14 protein-coding genes, 1 tRNA gene and 1 pseudogene are annotated in these 14,447 nt (G+C 62.7%); 4 read left to right on the forward strand and 12 right to left on the reverse strand.

What is annotated here, in order from left to right; translation table 11 throughout:
* Positions 1-77: 77 nt before the first annotated feature.
* Positions 78-1,418: pseudogene (tnpC, locus tag DVH29_RS15345) on the forward strand (IS66 family transposase); the annotation flags it as partial.
* Here tnpC and DVH29_RS15350 read toward each other — a convergent pair.
* Complete coding sequence (locus tag DVH29_RS15350; protein ID WP_114647066.1) at positions 1,415-2,599, reverse strand: MDR family MFS transporter; 1,185 nt, start codon at positions 2,597-2,599, stop codon at positions 1,415-1,417. The pseudogene tnpC and the gene DVH29_RS15350 overlap by 4 nt on opposite strands.
* A 101-nt stretch (positions 2,600-2,700) precedes the next feature.
* Between DVH29_RS15350 and DVH29_RS15355 the strand changes: the two genes are divergently transcribed.
* The gene (locus DVH29_RS15355) at positions 2,701-3,324 is read left to right on the forward strand and encodes a flavin reductase family protein (protein WP_114647067.1); all 624 of its coding nucleotides are present in this window, start codon (positions 2,701-2,703) and stop codon (positions 3,322-3,324) included.
* Positions 3,325-3,422: 98 nt separating this feature from the next.
* The gene (locus DVH29_RS15360; RefSeq protein WP_245945034.1) at positions 3,423-4,319 is read left to right on the forward strand and encodes an alpha/beta hydrolase; all 897 of its coding nucleotides are present in this window, start codon (positions 3,423-3,425) and stop codon (positions 4,317-4,319) included.
* A gap of 39 nt (positions 4,320-4,358) precedes the next feature.
* Here DVH29_RS15360 and DVH29_RS15365 read toward each other — a convergent pair whose 3' ends face one another.
* The 10 genes from DVH29_RS15365 to DVH29_RS15410 form a co-directional block, all read right to left on the reverse strand.
* A complete protein-coding gene (locus DVH29_RS15365) occupies positions 4,359-5,159 on the reverse strand; it encodes an ABC transporter permease subunit (RefSeq protein WP_114647068.1) in 801 nt (266 codons plus the stop codon).
* Entirely contained in the window at positions 5,156-6,109 is a 954-nt protein-coding gene (locus DVH29_RS15370) for an ABC transporter permease subunit (protein WP_114647069.1), read from the reverse strand. The genes DVH29_RS15365 and DVH29_RS15370 overlap by 4 nt, the downstream gene beginning before the upstream one ends.
* A complete protein-coding gene (locus tag DVH29_RS15375) occupies positions 6,106-7,248 on the reverse strand; it encodes an ABC transporter ATP-binding protein (RefSeq protein WP_114647070.1) in 1,143 nt (380 codons plus the stop codon). Before DVH29_RS15375 ends, DVH29_RS15370 begins: the two co-directional genes overlap by 4 nt.
* Positions 7,249-7,325: 77 nt before the next feature.
* Positions 7,326-8,417 carry a polyamine ABC transporter substrate-binding protein gene (locus tag DVH29_RS15380; protein ID WP_114647071.1) on the reverse strand — a complete coding sequence of 364 codons (1,092 nt, stop codon included), beginning with the start codon at positions 8,415-8,417 and terminating at the stop codon, positions 7,326-7,328.
* A 449-nt stretch (positions 8,418-8,866) separates the two neighbouring features.
* A complete protein-coding gene (bfr, locus tag DVH29_RS15385; protein WP_114647072.1) occupies positions 8,867-9,352 on the reverse strand; it encodes a bacterioferritin in 486 nt (161 codons plus the stop codon).
* Complete coding sequence (locus DVH29_RS15390) at positions 9,318-9,632, reverse strand: (2Fe-2S)-binding protein (RefSeq protein ID WP_114647073.1); 315 nt, start codon at positions 9,630-9,632, stop codon at positions 9,318-9,320. Before DVH29_RS15390 ends, bfr begins: the two co-directional genes overlap by 35 nt.
* 100 nt (positions 9,633-9,732) lie before the next feature.
* Positions 9,733-9,942 carry a DUF3329 domain-containing protein gene (locus DVH29_RS15395; RefSeq protein ID WP_114647074.1) on the reverse strand — a complete coding sequence of 70 codons (210 nt, stop codon included), beginning with the start codon at positions 9,940-9,942 and terminating at the stop codon, positions 9,733-9,735.
* 13 nt (positions 9,943-9,955) lie between these two features.
* Complete coding sequence (locus DVH29_RS15400) at positions 9,956-10,462, reverse strand: lysozyme inhibitor LprI family protein (RefSeq protein WP_158541704.1); 507 nt, start codon at positions 10,460-10,462, stop codon at positions 9,956-9,958.
* Positions 10,463-10,475: 13 nt separating this feature from the next.
* On the reverse strand, positions 10,476-11,144 hold the full coding sequence (locus DVH29_RS15405) for a DUF599 domain-containing protein (protein WP_245945036.1): 669 nt from the start codon (positions 11,142-11,144) through the stop codon (positions 10,476-10,478).
* Between the two features lie 168 nt (positions 11,145-11,312).
* On the reverse strand, positions 11,313-12,350 hold the full coding sequence (locus DVH29_RS15410) for an aldo/keto reductase (protein WP_114647077.1): 1,038 nt from the start codon (positions 12,348-12,350) through the stop codon (positions 11,313-11,315).
* 234 nt (positions 12,351-12,584) lie between these two features.
* On the opposite strand from DVH29_RS15410, the gene DVH29_RS15415 reads away from it, so the two are divergent.
* Positions 12,585-12,661: transfer RNA gene (locus DVH29_RS15415), tRNA-Met, on the forward strand.
* On the opposite strand, the gene DVH29_RS15420 is transcribed toward DVH29_RS15415, so the two are convergent.
* On the reverse strand, positions 12,618-14,315 hold the full coding sequence (locus DVH29_RS15420) for a recombinase family protein (protein WP_114647079.1): 1,698 nt from the start codon (positions 14,313-14,315) through the stop codon (positions 12,618-12,620). The genes DVH29_RS15415 and DVH29_RS15420 overlap by 44 nt on opposite strands.
* Positions 14,316-14,447 lie beyond the last annotated feature (132 nt).

Genomic DNA, 14,447 nt, shown 5'->3' on the forward strand with positions numbered 1-14,447 from the left:
TGTTGCGCTTCATCTCTGGTCCTTTTCGATGGGCCAGAGTCTATTTCAAACTGGATTAGCTCCAAGGGGCAACGTCAGCCGGACAGTCGACCTCTTCTCCCCGCCGTCGAGGCAAGCCAGTTCTGAGCGAGCATGTTCTCACCGAGCGCCGTACCCTTGATCCTGGTTCACAGTGCCCCGATTGCGGCGGGGAGCTGCGGCTGGTGGGTGAGGACGTTTCCGAGATCCTCGATCTGGTTGCAGCCCAGCTCAAGAAGATCGAGATCGCCCGGCCTAAAAAGTCCTGCCGCAAATGCGAAGCCATGGTGCAGACACCAGCACCAACCCGCCCTGTCGCCCGCGGCATGGCAGGCCCGGGGCTGCTCGCCCACATTCTGGTCAGCAAGTACGACGACCATCTTCCCCTCTATCGCCAGGGTGAGATCTTTGACCGCATGGGCGCCGATATCCCGCGTTCGACATTGATCGACTGGTGCGGCCAGGCGGTCGGCGTGCTCAAGCCCCTGGTCTCCCGTATTCGTGACCATGTCTTTGCCGCAGATCGGCTCCATGCCGACGACACCCCGATCAGAGTTCTCGATCCCAAGGTGGCGCTGGCTTCTGGCGGTGCCAAACGCGCGGTCAAGCAGGGCCGCATATGGGTCTATGTCCGCGACGACACTCCCTTTGCAGGCGATGATCCGCCGGCGGTCGGCTATCTGTTCTCACCCGATCGCAAGGGCGAACATCCTCAATTCCATCTGGCCGGGTTCTCCGGAATCCTGCAAGCCGATGCTTATTCAGGGTTCGGACCCCTCTACAAACCCGATCCCATGACCGGCACGCAGAAGATCCGCGAGGCGTCGTGCTGGGCGCATCTTCGGCGCGACTTCCACGACGAGTGGACGTCGAGCAAATCCCCCATTGCGCTTGAAGCCATCAATCGCATCGGCGTGCTCTACGACATCGAGCGGCGCATCACCGGGTGCTCGGCCCAGGAGCGCCTTGCTGTCCGGCAGGCCGAGAGCAAGCCGGTTGCCGACGCCTTCAAGCGCTTCGCCGAGGATCAGCTCGACCGCATCTCGGGCAAGAGCGATGTGGCCAAGGCCTTCCGCTATGCTCTCAAGCGCTGGGCATCCTTCACCCTGTTTCTTGAAGACGGGCGCGTGGCGATCGACAACAATCCTGCCGAGCGCGCCATCAGGCCTATTGCAATCGGACGGAAGAACTTCCTGTTCGCCGGATCCGATGCGGGTGGGGAAACGCTCGCCGATGCGATGACCATCATCGAGACCGCCAAGCTCCACGGCCTCAACCCCCAATCCTACCTCACCGATATCCTCGGCCGCATCAACGATCACAAGATCAACGCGCTCGATGAGCTGCTACCCTGGAACTGGCGGCCAGCACACACCACTCCAGTCGTCGCGGCGGCCTAAATCGGTCGATTACGGAGGTAGAGAATGGCGACCGCCAGCGCGAGGCCGGTCATCGCCATCCATAGCGCAAAGCCGCCCGCCCAATAGAGCAGGCTGCCGCCCACCAGCGGCGCCAGGGCAAAGCCGATCACGCCGAGCGAGAAGGCTCCGAAATAGCTGCCCTTCATCGCCGGGGGCGCCATGCGGTCGATGATGATGTTCATGGTCGGAAAAAGGATGGCCTCCCCGATCGAGAACACGAACATGGCGAGCGCCAGGGCATGGGGCGGATCGACCGGGGCAAAGCCGAAGCCGAGAAAGCCCAGGGCAAACAGCGCGACGCCAATCATGGCGCGCAGAAAGGGCGAAATTCTCGCCGTCAGCTTGAGCAGCGGAAACTGGAAGACGACGATGGTCGCTGCATTGATGCCGATCAGCACGGCGTAAAGCGTCGCAATATCGGCCACCGATTGCTGCTGGAGATATTGAACCAGGCCGGATTCGATCTGCCCATAGCCGATCGAGGACAAAAGGCTGGCCAGCACGAACAGGAGGAAGGGCCGGTCGCGCACGAGAATGCCCAGGACGTCGCGCAAGGTGAAGCTCGCCGCCATGGCCGAGTGCTTGACGGGCCGCTCGATGTTGAAGACGATGGCCGCGCCGGCGAGATAGAGCAGCTGGATACCGGCCAGCAGCAGGAAGGTGTGCTGTTGCCCCGTCAGCCCCATGGTCGCCCCGAGGATGGGACCCAGGGCGGCGCCGACATTGAGGCCGAAATAGCGCATATGCAGCGCCATGTCCTTGACCTCGCGGTCTTCGACCATGTCGGTCATCAGGGCGCGGCCGGGATCCTCGACCATGGGACGGGCCAGGGACTGCACCAGCGTGCCGGCGAACAGCATCCACAGGCTATCGCCCAGGCCCAGCACGATCATGGCGGCAACCGAGAGAGCGAGGCCGGCCAGGATGATCTTGCGCCGCCCGACGATGTCGGACAGATAGCCGACATAGAAGCCGAACACGATGCCGATAATGGTGGCCGACGCCAGAAACAGCCCGACCTCGAACTCGTTGAGCCCGAATTTCTGGTAGAGCAGGATGGCCAGGAACGGCCAGATCATGAACTGGACGAACCGGCTGGCAAAGGTGGCGACGATAATCAGCCAAATGGTGAGATTGAAATGGCGCAGAGCTGCAAACATCGTGACCGTTCGAGGCGTTAACTACTGATTCGAAGACTAGATCGGATAGGGGCTTGCCGGTATCGGTTATCGGGTCCCCCGTGCGATGAAAGGAGACTGGTATGAAGGCCCTGCATTCCTACGATCCGGACCAGGGGCATCGCCTGCCCCATGATCCCCTTAAGGCGATCATCGCACCGCGTCCGATCGGCTGGATGTCCTCGGTGGACGCGGAAGGGCGGGTGAACCTCGCCCCCTACAGCTTTTTCAACATCTTCTGCGCCGCGCCGCCGATCCTGATCTTCGGCAGTGAAGGGCGCAAGGATTCGCTGAACAATATCGCCGCCACGGGCGAATTCGTCTTCAACCTCGCCACGCGGCGCCTGGCCGAGGCGATGAACCAGACTTCGGGCGTCTATGGTCCGGAGATCGACGAATTCGAGATGGCGGGCCTCGAAAAGGCCGCGTCGGACAGGGTGGCGCCGCCGCGCGTGGCCGATACCCCGGCGGCCATGGAATGCAAGCTGCTCGAAATCAAGCCGCTGGTCGATCTCGATGGCAATACCCTCAAGCGTGAACTGGTGATCGGCCAGGTGGTGCGGGTGCATATCGATCCCGATTATCTCACCGACGGGCTGTTCGACATCGTCAAGGCCGGGTCTATCGCCCGCTGCGGCTATCGCGGCGATTATGCCGAGGTCTCGAGCCTTTTCGACATGCGGCGGCCAAAGGTTAATGCGGGCTAAGACCTGGGGCGAAATTGGCGAGAATTGGTCTCAAAACCGACGCGTTTCCGCGGTATTGGGATGCTCCTGCCATCATAACTTTCTGAACCTTGTTCTTCATGTCGTTTACACGTCGTCATTTTCTCTCTTCGGCGGGTGCGTTCGGCCTCGGCAGCATGCTGCTGCCCGAGGCGGCCCAGGCCGTGTCGCTCATGGACCCGTTCAACCTGCCCACCGCCGTCGATACCGGCGTGGTCAAGATCGGCGACGGCATTCCCTATGCCGGTGGGCCGCGCGGCAAGCTCGATGTCTATGTGCAGCAGAATCCGCGCGGCAACGCGCCGGTGCTCATGTTCATCTATGGCGGGGGCTGGAACCGGGGCGAGCGCTGGGAATATGATTTCGTGGGCCGCGCCCTTGCCGCCCGGGGGTTCGTCACGGTCATCCCCGACTATCGCCTGGTGCCTGAGGTGACCTATCCGGCCTTTCTCTACGATATCGCGGTCGCGGCCAAATGGGTCGAGGACAATATCGGCACATTCGGCGGCAATGCCGACAAGCTGTTTATGGCCGGCCACTCCGCCGGGGCCTATAACGCCGTCATGATGGGGCTCGATCCCTCGTTCTTCAACGATGCGGGCTGCACGCTCAAGGTGCGGGGCGTGGCCGGGCTGGCCGGCCCCTATGATTTCTATCCGTTCGAATTCAACGAGGTGCGCGAGGCGTTCGGCTATGCCGCCAATCCGGAGGGGACGCAGCCGGTGCGGCTGGTGACTGCCGACGCGCCGCCCATGTTCCTGGCCACCGGCAATCTCGACCTGATCGTCAAGACCGACAACACCACGGCCCTGGCCGCCAAATTGCGCGAGAACAGCGTACCGGTGGAAGAGCGCTATTATGATGGCATCGGCCATATGGAAATCGTCACGGCGCTGGGCGCCATGCTGCGCTGGCGCGCCCCGGTGCTCGACGATATGGTCAATTTCTATTCCAGCCTGGGGGCGCTCGACGCCTGAGCCTTGGCGTCCCCGGATCGGCGCTTGGTTGCAGGGGTTTTAAGTCTTTTGCGGCCGGCGCATGCCGATCATGGTCGCCGCGATCACCCCGATGGCGACGATACCGATGATGATGGTGGCCAGCGCGTTGACGTCGGGGGAGACCCCCAGGCGAATCTTTGAGAAGATGACCATCGGCAGGGTGGAGGCGCCCGGGCCCGAGACGAAGCTCGAAATCACCAGATCGTCGAGGGACAGGGTAAAGGCCAGCAGCCAGCCCGAGACCAGCGCCGGCGAGATGATGGGCAGGGTGATGTCGAAAAACACCCGCAGCGGCGTCGCGCCCAGATCCATGGCCGCTTCGTCGAGGGAGTTGTCCATGTCGGACAGCCGCGCCCGGATGACCACGGTCACATAGGCCATGCAGAAGGTCGAGTGGGCGATGGTGATGGTAGTGAAGCCGCGCCCGGCCGGCCAGCCGATCAGGGCCTCCATGGAGACAAAGAGCAGCAGCAGCGACAGCCCGGTGATGACGTCGGGCATGACAAGGGGGGCCGAAGCCATGCCGGTCAGCGCCGTCTTGCCGCGGAACCGGCCCAGCCGGGCCAGGGCGACGCCGGCCAGCGTCCCCAGCACGGTGGCGATGCTGGCGCTGACAGCGGCGATCTGGAGGCTGAGAAAGGCCGCGTCCACGATCTGGGAATCGTTGAACAGGGCGGCATACCAGCGGGTCGAGAACCCCGACCACACCGTCACCAGCCGGTTTTCGTTGAACGAGAAGACGACCAGCGATGCGATGGGCGCGTAAAGGAACGCAAAGCCCAGAACCGCGATCATGGGGATGAGATAGCCGCGCCTCATTTTTCGGTCTCCACGACGGCGTTCTGGGCACGGCTCATCAGCATGATGGGCACGACGAGGATGACCAGCATCACAATGGCCACCGCGGAGGCGACCGGCCAGTCGCGATTGGCGAAGAACTCGTCCCACAACACGCGACCTATCATCAGCGTGTCGGCGCCGCCCAGCAGCGAGGGGATGACGAATTCGCCGATGGCGGGGATGAAGACCAGCATGGAGCCGGCAATGACGCCGGGCATGGAGAGCGGCAGGATGACGGTGAGGAAGGTCATGAAGGGGCGTGCGCCCAGATCGGCGGAGGCTTCAATCAGGCTCTGGTCGAGCTTGACCAGCGTCGTGTAGAGCGGCAGCACCATGAAGGGCAGGTAGGTATAGACGATGCCGATGAACACCGCGCCTTCGGTCTGCAGCATGGTGATGGGCTGGTCGATGATCCCCAGGCCGAGCAGCATGTTGTTGATGATGCCGTTGCGGCCCAGGAACCCCATCCAGGCGTAGACGCGCAAGAGGAAGGAGGTCCAGAAGGGCAGGATCACCAGCATCAGCAGGAGATTGCGGTATTTCTCGTCCGAGCGCGCGATGAACCAGGCCATGGGATAGGCGATCAGCAGCGCCAGGGCGGTCGAGATCGCCGCTATGCGCAGCGAGTTGATATAGGCGTTGGCGTAGAGCGAATCCTGGAGGATGAACAAGAAATTGGAAAATTGCAGGGTGATTGAGAGGGAATCGTCCGCGCCCCATCTAAACATGGGGGCATAGGGCGGCTGGCCCAGCGCGAAGGCACTGAGCGCGATCTTGAAGACCACCAGCAGCGGGATCAGGAAAAAGATGGCCAGCCAAAGGGTGGGGGCGAGGATGACCGCCGTGCGGCCATTGATGCCCAGCCGCCCCAGCCAGCGCCCGAGGCGGGTCCAGGGGCGCGGCGGCGAGGACAGCGCGCCCGCGCTCATGACGTCAGCACCGCGCCGGCGTCGGCTTCCCAGGAGATATAGACCTTTTCGTCCCAGCTGATGCCTTCGGGATCATAGCGCGAGACATTGGTCTGGGAGACATGGATGCGCTTGCCGCTGTCGAGCAGGATGCGGAAGACGCTCATGTCGCCGAGATAGGCGACGTCCTGGACGAGGCCGTGGACGATGTTGGCATCGCCCTCCGGCCGCTCGCGGGACAGCACCATCTTTTCGGGCCGGATGGCGTACCAGAGGATCTGTTCGGGGGCGCAATCGACGCCGTGGGACACGTAGATGTCGCAACCAGCCTCGGCCGAGGCGTCGATGCGGATATGGTCGTCCTCATCCTCGGTCACGACGCCTTCGAAGATGTTGACCGAGCCCACGAAGCCGGCCACGAAGCGGGAATTGGGGAATTCGTAGATTTCCTGCGGCTCGCCGATCTGGGCGATCTTGCCGTCATTCATCACCCCGATGCGGGTCGAGAGGGTCATGGCCTCTTCCTGGTCATGGGTGACGACGATGAAGGTGACGCCGAGCTGCTCCTGGATCTTGACCAGTTCGTACTGGGTGTCTTCGCGCAGCTTCTTGTCGAGGGCGCCGAGGGGTTCGTCGAGCAGCAGCAGCTTGGGCCGGCGGGCGAGGGAGCGGGCCAGGGCGACGCGCTGGCGCTGCCCGCCCGAGAGCTGGTGCGGCTTGCGGCGGCCAAAGGATTCCAGCCGCACGAGCTTGAGCAGTTCGGCCACGCGCTCGGCGATCTCGCCCTTGGGCAGGCCTTCGCGCTTGAGGCCGTAGGCGATATTGGCCTCGACGGTCATATGTGGAAACAGCGCATAGGACTGGAACATCATGTTGACCGGTCGCTGATAGGAGGGAACCTGGGCCATGTCCTGGCCGTCGATCTCGATGGTGCCCTTGGTGATGGTCTCGAAGCCGGCCAGCATGCGCAGGAGGGTGGACTTGCCCGAGCCCGAGCCGCCCAGAAGGCAGAAGAGCTCGCCCTTGTAGATGTCGAGCGAAACGTCGTCGACCGCATAGACGTCGCCGAACGTCTTGGTCACGTTGCGGATGCGTACGAAGGGGACGGCGTCGGGATCGCGCCAGGGGCGCGTATCGGCGGCAATCTGAGGTTTTTTCAAGGTTCTGCTTCCCACCCCGAAGAATGACAGAGGCAGGGCACGCGAGCGCCCTGCCGCAAAAATCTTGGCGATCGCGTTTACTGGCCGGTCTTGACCCGTGTCCAGGCCCGGGTCAGCAGCCGGTCATAAGCCGGCGTGCGGGCCTTGAGCGGGAACAGGTTCTCCATCACCTCGGCGGTCGGGAAAATCGCAGGGTCGGCGGCGATGTCGGGATCAACCAGGTCCAGCGACGCCGTGTTGGGGTTGGCGTACCAGACATAATTGGTGATGTCGGCGGCGATCTGCGGTTCGAGGATGAAGTTGATGAAGGCATGGGCCGCGTCGGGGTTGGGCGCATCGGCCGGAATGGCCATCATGTCGACCCAAAGCGAGGTGCCCTCGTCGGGAATGACATAAGTGATTTCAACGCCTTGATCGGCCTCGGCTGCCCGGTCGGCGGCAATGAACACGTCGCCCGAATACCCCACGGCCAGGCAGATTTCGCCATTGGCGAGATCAGAAATATACTGGGAGGAATGGAACAGGCGGACATAGGGGCGGATGCCGGCGAACAGTGCCTCGGCCTGGGCCAGGTCATCGGCGGATTCGGAGTTGGGATCGAGGCCGAGATAGTTGAGGGCAATGGCCATCATCTCGACCGGAGCATCGAGGAGGGCGATGCCGCAATCGGCCAGTTTTGCTGCGTTCTCGGGGTCGAACAGCAGGTCCCATGAGGTGAGCGGGCCGTCGGCGCCGACCCGTTCGGTGACCATGTCCACATTGTAGCCCAGCCCGCTGGTGCCCCACATATAGGGGACGGAATATTGCGAACCGGGGTCATGGGCCTCGACGATCGCCATGATGGCGGGATCGAGGTTCACCAGATTGGGGAGCTTGGACTTGTCGAGGAGTTGGAAGAGGCCGATGGGGATCTGGCGCTCAAGGAAAAAGCCTGACGGAACAACGACATCATAGCCCGACGAGCCGGCTAGGAGCCGGGCTTCGACGATCTCGTTGGAGTCGAAGACGTCGTAATTGGTGGCGATGCCGGTTTCGGCGGTGAATTTGTCCAGCGTGTCCTCGGCGATATAGTCGGACCAGTTGTAGATGTTGACGATCTGGTCCTGGGCCGTGGCGGCGCCGCAGAGGAGGGAGGCGGAAACAGTCAGGAGAAACAACGACTTGTTCATTATGACGGAAGTCCTTTCGAGAGCCAAAAAGGATGTGTGAACACACCGTGCGGCAGCTTTGGAGTTCCCCTCTGGCGGCTCGACCACACGGCACTCCCTTCGCCGCTTCACCAATCGAGTGCGGGGATCGAACCCCCGCGCAAACCCGACCGCTAGGCATAAAAAGGTCTGTTTCCGCATTACAGCCAAGCGCGCTCCCTGCAAAGCGAAATTGTCGGGCTCGCCGTGCCTATCCGCAAATTGTTGCCGCGCCGCACCGTTTCCGCGCGAATGTTCTGTGCAAGCGGCGTGTAAATGGCAATTCTCGAACGCCTTATGCCGGGACTATTGCACATTGATGTGACAGGGCGAAAAAAGGCCCCCGACCGGGTCCGGCCAGGGGCGTGATCATCGGGATTTTCGGTCGCGTTTCCGAACCGAATAAGGGGGCCCTTATTCTGGAGACGCTTTTAGTCGACTTCGTCGGCGGGCTTGGCGTTGAGCTGGCCGTATTTCTCCTCGCCGATGGTGGCGAGCAGTTCGAGCTCGGTCTCGAGGAAGTCGGTATGGCCTTCCTCGTCGGCCAGGAGCTCCTCGAAAATGCGCTGGGTGACATAGTCGTCGAGCTCGTTGCAGATCTTGCGGCTCTCGCGGTAATGCGCGATGGCGTCGAGCTCGCCGGCAAGGTCGGCCTCGAGCACTTCCCGGATGTTCTGCCCGATGCGCAGCGGCGCCACGCGCTGCAGATTGGGATGGCCCTCGAGGAAGATGATGCGCTCGATCAGCTTGTCGGCGTGTTGCATCTCCTCGATGGACTCGGTGCGCTCCTTGGCGGCCAGCCGCTTGAAGCCCCAATCATCCAGAAGCCGGAAATGAACCCAGTACTGGTTGATGGCACCGAGTTCGAGAAACAGCGCCTCGTTAAGCCGCTCGATGATCCTTGGATCGCCCTTCACTTTCACCTCCCTTGCGCGTGGATTTGCGCAGACTCTTCATTCTGGTCCTAACGTCCACCAGATTGGCGGCGTTCCCGGCCAGCTTGAGGTGATAAGTTTCGGTGACCTTGCCGATAATGTCCACTATATTGGGCACGCAACCACAACATTGTCCGCGCTTGCCCAATTCGCGATAGATGAGGGCGGGTACGACGAGCTGCCAGGGGTCCTGGTCGAGGATGTCGACGACGATATCCTCGATGTCCTTGGTCGAAATCAGATTGCACTGGCAGACGAGCATGGCGAAGGCTGTGAGGACCGCGTGAACTAAGGTTCGCCATTCATACGAAATAAAAGATGATTGTCAATGTCAGCTTTGCAGGCTTTGCGGGGGTATCGGTTCACGATCCGGTGGGGGCGGGAGGATCGCCCGGATCCTTCCAGGTGACAAAGAAGATATAGACCGCATAGGCGGCCAGGCCGCCGAAAATCAGCGTCCAGCCCCAATTGCCGTAATAGGCGTCCCAGCCGGCCACGGCGGCGGGAAGGGCGACCATCAGGAGCCGCCGCCAGAGCGGGCGGAACCAGGGGTGGGAGGCGTCACTTTTCACCGGCTCTGTTCCTTCACGGTTCGGCATGGGCATAGGTCCCGACGCGGTCGGCGCGCGCCGCGGTCAGATCCAGCATGCAGCCGGCATGGATGACCGAGCGGATGGTGCCCTCGCCCCACAGATCATATTCGAAGCCGCAGGCCCTGTCGCGATAGTCGATCCAGACGCGCTGGGCCGCCTGCAGCGTGGCGAACAGATCGGGCGCGAGGCTTTCGCGCAGGCCCGCGTAATGGGTGTTGAGCTGGCTGTCCCACCAGTCGGTTTCGCGGGCCGTGCAGGTGACCATGCCGATGGTGGAGAAGCCGCCGTCCTCACTCTCCATGCAGACGGTGGACGCCGCTCCGATGCAATCGGTCGTGGGGCGCAGGGCGGCCGGATCGTCCTCGGCCTGGTTGGCGGAAGAGAGCTTTTCGATGCAGGCGGTCATCAGCGCCGCGTCCGCGGTGGTGAAGGCCGCGGGTTGCTGCGCGGCGGCGGGCAGGGCGAGGAAGAGGGCGGCGGCGAAGAGGGCGGGTTTCATCGGTGCGGCCTTTTCAATGGGGGGTGATGCGGGCGACCAGCCAGCGGGCATCGGAGAAATATTCCCGGTGCAGCAGGAGGACGATGGTGGCGAGGGTGACGACGATCGCCGCCCAGCCCGAGACGAACCAGGCCACCATGGGGATGGCGAAATAATAGCTGCGGATGCCGGCGTTGAAGCGCTGGGCCGCCATGGCGTTGATGCGTGCTATGGTGCGGATCTCCTCCCTGGGGGTCGGATCGGCATGATCGAGCGCGCCGAGCAGAATGCAGAAATGGTTGAACTGGCGCAGCGACAGGGTGAAGGAGAGGAAGGCATAAACGAACAGCACCAGCAGCATCACGTTGTGAATCTGCATGTCGAGCGTCGAATGGGCGGCGCCGAAGGCGATGGCCGAGAGGGCCGGCAGGAATTGCGGCAACTGGCCGATGACGGTGAACAGGGCGAGAATGAGCAGCGCCGTGGTGGAGGCGAAAAAGGAAACCGCATTCATGATGTTGCCGGCCAGGATGGCATCGAGCGGGGTGTCGCGGCGGCTGGCTTGGTCGACCCAGGCGAAGCGGTGCTCGTTCATCAGCGCCGAGAGGGAGGGCCGGCGGCGATCGATGCGGGCGGTGGCAAAGCCATAAAGCCAGAGCGCGGCCAGGGGCAGAACGGAGGCAAAAAGGGCAAAGGCGTTCATCTTGTCCCGATCGGTTTTATGCCGGAGCGGCCCGGCCGAGGATAACGCGGTTCGCCGCCCGCGCCCAGCCATGGGACGGGTTTGCCAAAGGTTTTTGCGCGAAAAGGGGGCAGGGCCGCCGAACCGGACACTGGGGGCAATGGGCGCCCCCCGTGTGCGGGAAACTCTCTAGGCGATGGTGCGCGGGTAGAGCCGGTGCAAATCCTCGATGCCCTGCAGCACCGCGTCGGAAAGCACGAGGCGCTCGGCGGCGATATTGGCGCTGAGCTGCTCCATCGTGGTGGCGCCGATGATCACCGAGGCCATGAAGGGGCGGGTGAGGCAGAAGGCGATGGCCATCTGGCACGGATCGAGCCCGTGCTGTCCGGCCAGGGTCATATAGGCCTTGGTGGCGATCTCGGATTGCGGATTGTGCCGCCACATGACCCCCAGCGCGCCGCGCGAGCCGTCCGGCATCCGCCCGTCATTGTATTTGCCGCTCAGCAGCCCGGCGGCGAGGGGGGAATAGGCCAGGAGGCCGACATCCTCGAAGGCGCAGATTTCGGCCAGGTCGAGATCGCAATGGCGGCGCAGCAGGTTGTATTCGTTCTGGATGGTGGCCATGCGCGCGAGGCCGTGGCGCTCGGCGAGGGCGAGATAGTGCGAAAGGCCCCAGCTCGTCTCGTTGGAGACGCCGATGGCGCGGATCTTGCCGGCCTTTTTGGCGGCGTCCAGCGCCTGCAGGGTATCGAGCAGATTGTCCAGAATCGCGGCGCGATCCTGGCCATGGGGATTAAAGCTCCAGGCGTTGGAGAAATTGTAATGGGCGCGATTGGGCCAATGGAGCTGGTAGAGGTCGATATGATCGGTGCCCAGGCGCCTGAGGCTGGCCTCGAGCGCGGCGGTGACCTCGCGGCCATCCATGGGGCGGCCGCCGCGAATCCAGTCATGGCCCCGGCCGGTGATTTTCGAAGCGATCACCCAATCGTCGCGCCGGCCATTGGCCTTGAGCCAGGCGCCGATGATGGTTTCGCTCGCCCCTTGCGTTCCGGCGCGGGCCGGGGTGGAATAGAGCTCGGCGGTATCGAGGAAATTGATGCCCTGGTCGAGGGCATAGTTCATCTGCGCGTGGCCTTCGGCCTCGGTGTTCTGCTCGCCCCAGGTCATGGTGCCGAGGCAGATGCGGCTGACGGAAATGCCGGTGCGGCCGAGACTGCGCTGCTGCATGAATGTGCGTCCGGATCGGGAAAAGCGTGGCGGGGACAGGGCCGGGAGCCCGGCGCGACATGTAGCCTCCGGCGCCGCCAAAGGCAATCGGCGCGGGCGCCTGGAGCGGCATTTCAAAAAAATGTCATGAAAGGGCGGCAGGGGGGGTAGGCAAAGCGCAAATCACCCCCTATATAGGCGGCGTCCGAGCGGTTCGGCGCCAAGGCGCAGCAGTCGCATTCTTCGAGACAGTGTCGCGGGGTGGAGCAGCCCGGTAGCTCGTCAGGCTCATAACCTGAAGGTCGCAGGTTCAAATCCTGCCCCCGCAACCACCGATACCAACAAACCCGTAGCATCCGCTGCGGGTTTTGTTGTTTTTGATGCCTTTCCAAGGGCTTGCCGTTTCGTCCACGCCAAGATCTGACCCAGTTCGCCGTGAAGCGTCGCGTCGATCTCGCCACGTCCTGGACCGGGAGTGAGCACGATCTTCTCGATCAGCAGCCGCAAAGCCTCAGCCGCTTCCTGGCGCTCGGCAGGACGATTCAGGGCTTGTATGAGCGTTGCGACCTTCCTCGCATAGATCGCCGACGCCGTCGGAAGCAGGTCTGGTTTGTCCTCCGGCGCATCCGCCAAGAGTGAGGTCAATTCGGACTTCCGGGTTTCCAGGCCGGTCATCTTCTCTTTCATCGATGGATGATACATTCCGTCGGCAATGGCCTCGACAATCTGGGCGATCTGTTTATCGACTTTCGCCAGTTCCACCTGCCAGACATCCGCATTGGAGCGCCGCTCGCGGTTTAGCCGGTTGGTCTCTTCCGCATAGGCGCGCATCGCCTCGGCGGCGATCTCCGGTGCCATCATGCGGTCTCTGAGACCAGAGAGCACACGGCTCTCCAGTTCATCCTGCCGGATGGTTCGGCTGTTGGGGCAGGTTCCCTTACTGATGTGATTGGAGCAGGCGAAGCGGCCTGCACCGCGCAGCGAATAGGGACCGCCGCAGCAGCCGCAGAACACCAGGCCGGACAGAAGAGACCGAGGCCGGCGCTTGCCGTTGAGCTGGTTCTTCTTGTGGTGCTTGCGCACCGCCTCGGTGACATTCGCAAATTTATCCGCGATCGCGGCCTGCCGCTCACGCACCGCCTGCCAAAGGGCATCATCGACGATGCGCAACTCAGGCACATCGCGGGTGAGCCATTCGCTCTCGGGGTTGAGGCGCGACACGCGCTTTCCGGTCGATGGATTCTTGATGTAGCGTAGCCGGTTCCAGATCAGGCGACCAATATATAGCTCGTTGTTGATGAGGCCGGTTCCGCGCTTCACATGGCCGCGGATGGTCGTGTCGCTCCAGAGCTTACCGCCCGGGCCGGGCACTCCTTCCTCGTTCAGGGTGCGAGCGATCGTACGCGGGCCCACACCAGAGGCAAATTCCCGGAAGATACGCCGGACGATGTTCGCCTCCGCTTCATCGATTTCACGGTCACCCCGGATCGGATCGCCGCGTGCGTCGAGCTGTTTGACGACCTTGTAGCCATAGCAAAGTCCGCCGCCCGATTTGCCCTCCTCGACACGGCCACGAATGCCACGATGGGTCTTTGCAGCGAGGTCCTTGAGGAACAGCGCGTTCATCGTGCCCTTAAGCCCGACATGCAACTCGCTGATCTCGCCTTCCGAGAGGGTTACGATGGGCACGCCGGCGAACTTCAGATGTTTGTAGAAGGTAGCGACATCGGCCTGGTCGCGGCTGACCCGGTCAAGCGCTTCGGCCAGCACCATGTCGAACTTTCCGGCCTGCGCATCCTGGAGCAGTGACTGGATGCCGGGACGCAGGATCATGCTGGCCCCGGAGATTCCCGCATCCTTGTAGGAGCCAACGATCTTCCACTTCTCCCGCTTCGCCTGTTCCCGGCAAATCCGGAACTGGTCCTCGATCGACGCTTCGCGCTGATTGTCCGAGGAGTAGCGGGCATAGAGAGCAACGCGAGTCATCGGGGCAGTCCTTTCAAAACTCCGTAGTTCGGGGCAGCATTCACTTCCGTTCAGGTGTCAACGGCGGGGTAAAAGTCGGCCATTGGGCGGCGCAAAACCAGGCCACTTGATGTTGGGGGTATCGAGCGCCGG

The sequence above is a fragment of the Pelagibacterium lacus genome, assembly GCF_003345525.1.
Classification (GTDB): Bacteria; Pseudomonadota; Alphaproteobacteria; order Rhizobiales; family Devosiaceae; genus Pelagibacterium; species Pelagibacterium lacus.

Bases quoted from the DNA above. Each gene is read 5' to 3' on its own strand.
- DVH29_RS15350 (WP_114647066.1), bottom strand. From the start codon at position 2,599: ATGTTTGCAGCTCTGCGCCATTTCAATCTCACCATTTGGCTGATTATC.
- DVH29_RS15355 (WP_114647067.1), top strand. From the start codon at position 2,701: ATGAAGGCCCTGCATTCCTACGATCCGGACCAGGGGCATCGCCTGCCC.
- DVH29_RS15360 (WP_245945034.1), top strand. From the start codon at position 3,423: ATGTCGTTTACACGTCGTCATTTTCTCTCTTCGGCGGGTGCGTTCGGC.
- DVH29_RS15365 (WP_114647068.1), bottom strand. From the start codon at position 5,159: ATGAGGCGCGGCTATCTCATCCCCATGATCGCGGTTCTGGGCTTTGCG.
- DVH29_RS15370 (WP_114647069.1), bottom strand. From the start codon at position 6,109: ATGAGCGCGGGCGCGCTGTCCTCGCCGCCGCGCCCCTGGACCCGCCTC.
- DVH29_RS15380 (WP_114647071.1), bottom strand. From the start codon at position 8,417: ATGAACAAGTCGTTGTTTCTCCTGACTGTTTCCGCCTCCCTCCTCTGC.
- DVH29_RS15390 (WP_114647073.1), bottom strand. From the start codon at position 9,632: ATGCTCGTCTGCCAGTGCAATCTGATTTCGACCAAGGACATCGAGGAT.
- DVH29_RS15400 (WP_158541704.1), bottom strand. From the start codon at position 10,462: ATGAAACCCGCCCTCTTCGCCGCCGCCCTCTTCCTCGCCCTGCCCGCC.
- DVH29_RS15405 (WP_245945036.1), bottom strand. From the start codon at position 11,144: ATGAACGCCTTTGCCCTTTTTGCCTCCGTTCTGCCCCTGGCCGCGCTC.
- DVH29_RS15410 (WP_114647077.1), bottom strand. From the start codon at position 12,350: ATGCAGCAGCGCAGTCTCGGCCGCACCGGCATTTCCGTCAGCCGCATC.
- DVH29_RS15420 (WP_114647079.1), bottom strand. From the start codon at position 14,315: ATGACTCGCGTTGCTCTCTATGCCCGCTACTCCTCGGACAATCAGCGC.